The 6,426-nt window shown below is 52.6% G+C and carries 5 protein-coding genes; 2 read left to right on the plus strand and 3 right to left on the minus strand.

Going from position 1 to position 6,426, the window contains the following annotated elements; genetic code table 11:
* Positions 1–27: 27 nt before the first annotated feature.
* Positions 28–723 carry a DUF1120 domain-containing protein gene (locus ABIE29_RS21820; RefSeq protein WP_429621234.1) on the minus strand — a complete coding sequence of 232 codons (696 nt, stop codon included), beginning with the start codon at positions 721–723 and terminating at the stop codon, positions 28–30.
* A gap of 561 nt (positions 724–1,284) precedes the next feature.
* Complete coding sequence (locus ABIE29_RS21825; RefSeq protein WP_429621236.1) at positions 1,285–2,481, minus strand: nicotinamide mononucleotide deamidase-related protein YfaY; 1,197 nt, start codon at positions 2,479–2,481, stop codon at positions 1,285–1,287.
* Positions 2,482–2,726: 245 nt separating this feature from the next.
* Here ABIE29_RS21825 and tyrP point away from each other — a divergent pair, with 245 nt between their 5' ends.
* Complete coding sequence (gene tyrP, locus ABIE29_RS21830; protein ID WP_372513694.1) at positions 2,727–3,935, plus strand: tyrosine transporter TyrP; 1,209 nt, start codon at positions 2,727–2,729, stop codon at positions 3,933–3,935.
* 50 nt (positions 3,936–3,985) lie between these two features.
* Here tyrP and ABIE29_RS21835 read toward each other — a convergent pair whose 3' ends face one another.
* Complete coding sequence (locus tag ABIE29_RS21835; protein WP_429621238.1) at positions 3,986–4,525, minus strand: YfaZ family outer membrane protein; 540 nt, start codon at positions 4,523–4,525, stop codon at positions 3,986–3,988.
* Positions 4,526–4,862: 337 nt separating this feature from the next.
* Here ABIE29_RS21835 and katA point away from each other — a divergent pair, with 337 nt between their 5' ends.
* Positions 4,863–6,299 carry a catalase KatA gene (gene katA / locus ABIE29_RS21840; protein WP_429621240.1) on the plus strand — a complete coding sequence of 479 codons (1,437 nt, stop codon included), beginning with the start codon at positions 4,863–4,865 and terminating at the stop codon, positions 6,297–6,299.
* Positions 6,300–6,426: the final 127 nt, after the last annotated feature.

Below are 6,426 nucleotides of genomic sequence, written 5' to 3' on the forward strand. Positions count from 1 at the left end.
CCACTGCCAGACAAAACACCAGGGAATTTACAGGTACTGTAGGCTTAGGGTGGTGTTGGTGTTAAAGCTGATGGTGTCTTTTATGTTATCCACAACATCAGGAGAAATGGCTGCCGAGATATTGATAACACCAGCGATATTGGTCGCTCCCTGTGGCGTATCTGTCCCCCAGCTATGTAATACGGAGCCATCCTGATACATCAGATGACTATCGCTATTAGCAACTGCGGTCCAGTTGCTTCCATTATCTTTGGAGGACAAAAACTCGGTATCTTTGCTATCCAAGGTCACACTTTCAAGCGCGACGGTATAATAGCCTACGGTTTTATCTTCAGATGTTCCCAGGGATGCAAGCTGGCCAATATCGGAACGAGTCGTTTTTTCAGCATCGTTGATATAACTCACAACACCGGTAGTGAGCGCCTTAAGAACCGGGGTATCCGCCTGTGCAGATAACGCCACTTTTGCTGCAGAGTTGCATTGGATATTAAAATTAACGGGCTTATGGCCTATCTGATAGGCATTCTGCTCTTTCGGTTTTCCTTTCAGTTCGCTTTCTTTCAAATTGCCGAAATCAACTGAGCCGTCAACAGAGATAGAACAGGCGGTAGGAACGATAGAACCCTTTACCGTAATTTGAGCTGATTCTGCAGCCATTGCAGAGAGGGAAGCGACAGAGCTCGCGAAGGCAAGGGACAGCGCTGTCATTTTACACAATTTCATTTAAGTACCATTTTTGAGATTAACCAACGTCGACTATCCCTGCAATAGATACTTCATCCATGAAAAACCAACAAATAGACATCTAATGCCAATTTTTTGGATTTTATTGAAACAAAAAACCACCAAGAAAAAATGAGGGGCAGGATGATAAATCAACTGTCATAGCTTTTGGAAGACATAAACCCCAGTAAATTTCTGTCGTTTGATAGGCAATAACTATAAATAATAAAAAGTTAATAAAAAAACGTAAATAATTAACTTATAATTTTTAATTATTGCCAATAATCAATAAGATACCAGAGAGCGCACCAAGAATACGCACACAATAATTAAACAAAAAAGAAACAATCGATAAGGGATATATCAGCGCTATCAACAAATTTCTCTGCGATAATATCGGCTATTCCCCAGCCTGCCGTTATTCGGCCATAGGGGCGACAGTGAAGATTTGCTGAATTGGTGGGGAACGCCCATGCTCGACCGTAGGGGCGCCGCACGCTGCGCCCGATTTACAGCATGAGGCCCCTACGGTTTTGAAACTACTGAGGAATGTTGATATTGCTACTCGATAATTTCCACAATTTCCAGCCAGCCGTTTTGGCCGCAAACCTGGCCGCCATTCAGCCAGCGGCGCAGCATATCCAGCGCCAGCATCGCAACCGACTCCTGACGTAAACGCAGGCTATGACGTGATGCACGATAGCTCACCGTCTGGCCAATACCGCCTTTTGGCGTATGCAGAGCAACGCTGACACGATCCCCTGCCATGGCGCTCACCGCCAACGCCAGTTGCGCACCGGTGAGCTGAGCCAAAGACTGGGCTCGCGCCAGCACCGTTGCCAGCGTCTCGGAACAATGCGCAGGTAACAGTTCGCCACCGGCCAGCGGAGCCGCTTCGCTCTGCAACTGCAAATTGATTAGCCCAGCGGTAAATTGCTCGCTGAGCGCCAACGTCAAGTTCTGCTGCTGTAAACGTTGCGTCAGCTCTGCCGGTAGCCCAGCCGTGCCTTCAAAAATCGTATTGTCACCCGCAACCTGCCGCACTCGCTGCCAGGCTTGTTCCATCGCGGCACGCTGAGCCTGCGGACCGGTCAACTTCAATTCAATAATCGGGCTGGAAGAGCGATAACCCAGTACCACACCCGGCGGTAAAGGCATACCGTCCAGTTCGGCGGCCAGGTCGCTTTCCGAAGTCCCGAAGGTGGTCAGGCGCAGACACAACGGCGGTTCAGGCAGAGTAAAACCTTGGCGCAGGCGCGGCAGGATCTGCTCTTCTACCATCACTTTAAATTCGGAAGGCACGCCCGGCGTAAAGAACATCCGGCACTTGTTCAGCGTTAATGCAAAGCCACAGGCGGTACCGACGCGATTATCCAGCATTTCCGCATTAGCCGGGATCTGCGCCTGTTTACGGTTGGAAGCCGCCATTGGGCGACCACGTTCAGCAAAGTATGCCTCCATACGCGCGATCCATGCAGGCAGTTCGACCAGCTCGGTATCGCAAGCCTTTGCCGCTGCCAACGCACTGAGATCGTCGCTGGTTGGCCCCAGGCCACCGTTGACGATCAGCACATCGGCGATATGGCTGCGTTCCAGCAAGATTTCGACCAGAGAGGAGAGGCTGTCCCCCACCGTTTCTCGCCCGCTCATCGGTAAGCCTTGCTGGAACAGATAATCTGCCAGCCAGGCGGCGTTGGTATCAATAATTTGTCCATGCAGCACTTCATCACCGGTGCTGAGCATCTCCACCCTTAACATTGATCTCTCCCTTATGTTCAGATCCCTCCACTATAGAAGCCCATACATAACTTTTCACTACGCAGCGCACGATATTGCGGTCTAAGGACATTTTTTATTGCCGCCGCAGCCCCACCCACAACCGTAAACATAAATGTACATCAGACGTAACGCCGGTTTGACACAAAATCGGCAATCAACTATTCTGCCGCACTAAAAATAGGGCCCCGTAAACGCCCCTAAATTATCCAATAGCAGAGAAAAACGTGAAGAATCGCACGCTGGGCAGTGTTTTTATCGTGGCAGGCACCACCATTGGTGCAGGGATGCTGGCTATGCCCCTGGCGGCAGCGGGCGTAGGTTTTGGCGTAACGCTGGCACTGCTGGTCGGGCTGTGGTTATTGATGTGTTACACCGCGCTGCTGCTGGTCGAAGTTTATCAGCATGAGCAGGCGGACACCGGTCTGGGAACGCTGGCCAAACGTTATCTGGGCGGCGGTGGCCAGTGGCTTACCAGTTTCAGCATGATGTTCTTGATGTATGCGCTGACCGCAGCCTATATCAGTGGCGCTGGCGAACTGTTGGCTGTCAGCATCAGCCAGTGGACTTCTCAGGACTTCCCGACTTACCTCGGCGTGCTGCTGTTCACTCTGGTCGCGGGGGGGATCGTCTGCATCGGCACCCATTCGGTAGATCTGTTCAACCGTATCCTGTTTACCGCCAAGTCGATTTTCCTGATCGTCATGCTTGGCCTGATGATGCCGCACATCCAGCAAACCAACCTGCTGACGCTCCCGCTGGAACAAGGGCTGGCGCTTTCGGCCATCCCGGTGATCTTCACTTCGTTTGGTTTCCACGGCAGCGTACCCAGCATCGTCAACTATATGGGCGGTAACATCCGTAAGCTGCGCTGGATCTTTATCATCGGCAGTGCCATCCCGTTAGTGGCTTATATCTTCTGGCAGTTGGCGACGCTGGGCAGCATCAGTTCCACCACCTTTGTCGGCATTCTGGCACAGCAGGCCGGGCTGAACGGTTTATTGCAAGCGGTGCGCGACGTGGTCGCGTCGCCTCATGTCGAACTGGCGGTGCACCTGTTTGCCGATTTGGCGCTGGCAACCTCATTCCTGGGGGTTTCGCTCGGGTTGTTCGACTTCCTGGCCGATCTGTTCAAACGCCGGGATAACGTGCGGGGCCGCTTGCAGACCGGTGCCATCACCTTCCTGCCGCCATTGGCATTCGCACTGTTCTATCCGCGCGGTTTTGTGCTGGCACTCGGGTTCGCGGCAATTGCGCTGTCCGTGCTCGCCCTGTTGCTACCTTCCCTGCTGGTCTGGAAAACTCGTCGGCGGCATCAGGCCAGCTATCGAGTCTGGGGCGGAACGCCAGCGTTGGCGTTGGTGTTTGTCTGTGGGGTGGCAGTGATTGCCATTCAGATCAGCATCGCCAGCGGGCTGTTACCGGCCATCGGCTAAAGCGGAGAACATTGGGGCGCCGCATGACGCCCCTTTAATAGCAGGCAGGATCAGAAGCCCACGCCCACACCGATATAAGGGCCATCGGCTATCGCGTTGTCGCGGTTGCCGTCTTTACCTTCAATGTTGATGTAACGATAACCGACATCCACATTGAACGGACGCACGTTTAAGCGCAGCCCGCCATTAGCTTCGTTGTAGGCTTTTGCCCCGCTGGTCAAAGACTCCGGCGCAAAATAGCCTTCGCCATACAGACTGAGATAGCGGTTGAGATCCCATTGCAGACCGCCCCCCAATGCCAATGCTCCGCCATCTTTGCCATCTTCCGGACTAAGATAAATGGCCTTGCCGCCCACGGTGGCCGTCAAAGGCCCAACCGGCAGGCCGAAGCTCAGCCCCAGGCTCCCGATGTCACCATCATGATCGCTACGGATCCAGTTGCCGCTGATCCCCAAGCCCGCCGTTGTGCCGCCTAAACCAACACCAAGGTTGGTGTAATGTTCCCCTGCCTCACCACTCACGCTGATCGCATTGGCAGAGCCAGCCACAAACAGCAAACCTGCTGCACACGCGACTAAAGTTTTGTTCATTATTGATCCTTTTCATTCTTCATCATCAGGGAGTGATGATGTCTGGCACCGGAAAAAATTCGCGGGTAAGTGTAACCGAGTTGTCATCAGTTTCCGGCTAATTTAAAGCAATAACCCGTTAATTTTTCAATAAACTGTAAATAAATAAGAATCCGTTACCCCCAAAATTACAACGATAAGTGCTACCTATTTGCCGAGGGCTGAGAATAAGTCTACAACTAGTAGTGCCTTTAATGGAGGTCAACAGGGCAGGCCTTTTCACTAGTTAACATGATGAAGATCTACAGCACCCGAAACTGAGCTATCAACTTAACTGCAACACAGTAAGGAGCAATTGATGAGCAAGAAAGGATTAACTACCGCGGCTGGTGCGCCCGTTGTTGATAATAATAACGTGATCACCGCCGGTAAGCGCGGCCCGATGCTACTTCAAGACGTTTGGTTCCTGGAAAAACTGGCCCACTTTGACCGTGAGGTGATCCCAGAGCGTCGTATGCACGCCAAGGGTTCCGGAGCTTACGGCACCTTTACCGTCACCCACGATATAACCCAATACACCCGCGCAAAACTCTTCTCTGAGATTGGCAAGCAAACCGAGATGTTCGTCCGCTTCTCTACCGTTGCCGGTGAGCGCGGGGCTGCCGACGCCGAACGTGATATCCGTGGCTTCGCCATGAAGTTCTATACCGAGGAGGGTAACTGGGATCTGGTAGGTAACGATACTCCAGTGTTCTACCTGCGCGATCCGCTGAAATTCCCCGACCTGAACCACGTGGTAAAACGCGATCCGCACACCAACCTGCGCAATCCGGTGTACAAATGGGACTTCTTCTCCCATCTGCCTGAATCACTGCACCAGTTGACCATCGACTTCAGCGACCGTGGCCTGCCTAAATCCTATCGTCATATGCACGGTTTCGGCAGCCATACCTTCAGCTTTATCAATGCCAATAACGAGCGTTTCTGGGTCAAATTCCACTTCCGCTGTGAGCAAGGCATCGAAAACCTGATGGACGATGAAGCAGAAGCCATCATCGCCAAAGATCGTGAAAGTTCGCAGCGCGATCTGTTCGACTCCATCAAGAACGGTGACTTCCCGCGTTGGAAACTGCAAATCCAGATCATGCCAGAGCATGAAGCATCACAAACCCCGTATAACCCGTTTGACCTGACCAAAGTCTGGCCGCATGGCGACTACCCGCTGATCGATGTCGGCTTCTTCGAGTTGAACCGCAACCCGGATAACTACTTCTCCGAAGTGGAACAAGTGGCCATGAACCCGGCCAACGTGGTACCTGGCGTTAGCTTCTCGCCGGATAAAATGTTGCAGGGCCGTCTGTTCTCCTATGGCGATGCGCACCGCTACCGCCTGGGCGTTAACCATCACCAAATCCCGGTCAACGCTGCCAAATGCCCGTTCCATAACTATCATCGCGATGGGGCGATGCGGGTGGATGGTAACAGCGGCAACGGCGCAACCTATGAGCCAAACAGCTTTGGGGTGTTCCAGGAGCAGCCAGATTTCAGCGAGCCGCCATTGAGCATCGAAGGTGCCGCCGATCACTGGAATCATCGTGAAGACGACGATTACTACAGCCAACCGCGTGCGCTGTTCAATCTGCTGAGTGCCGAGGAGCATCAACGTATGTTCACCCGTATCGCCGGTGAACTGTCGCAGGTACCGGAACAGATCCAACGCCGTCAGGTTGAGCTGTTCACCAAGGTACATCCCGATTACGGTAGCGGCGTTGCCAAGGCCCTGGGCCTGAAATAATTTTTTACACCAATAGCAAGGCCGCCCTCGGGCTAATGCCGGTCACTTAAGGTGACCGGCATTGTTTTTAAAGGGATATTTTGCCCTTTTCTCCCTGATTTCTCTTTCATACTCCCGTTCTCGTCTC

This window comes from Serratia sp. 2723 (assembly GCF_050434425.1).
Taxonomy (GTDB): Bacteria; Pseudomonadota; Gammaproteobacteria; order Enterobacterales; family Enterobacteriaceae; genus Chania.

Bases quoted from the DNA above. Each gene is read 5' to 3' on its own strand.
- ABIE29_RS21825 (WP_429621236.1), bottom strand. From the start codon at position 2,481: ATGTTAAGGGTGGAGATGCTCAGCACCGGTGATGAAGTGCTGCATGGA.
- katA (WP_429621240.1), top strand. From the start codon at position 4,863: ATGAGCAAGAAAGGATTAACTACCGCGGCTGGTGCGCCCGTTGTTGAT.
- ABIE29_RS21820 (WP_429621234.1), bottom strand. From the start codon at position 723: ATGAAATTGTGTAAAATGACAGCGCTGTCCCTTGCCTTCGCGAGCTCT.
- ABIE29_RS21835 (WP_429621238.1), bottom strand. From the start codon at position 4,525: ATGAACAAAACTTTAGTCGCGTGTGCAGCAGGTTTGCTGTTTGTGGCT.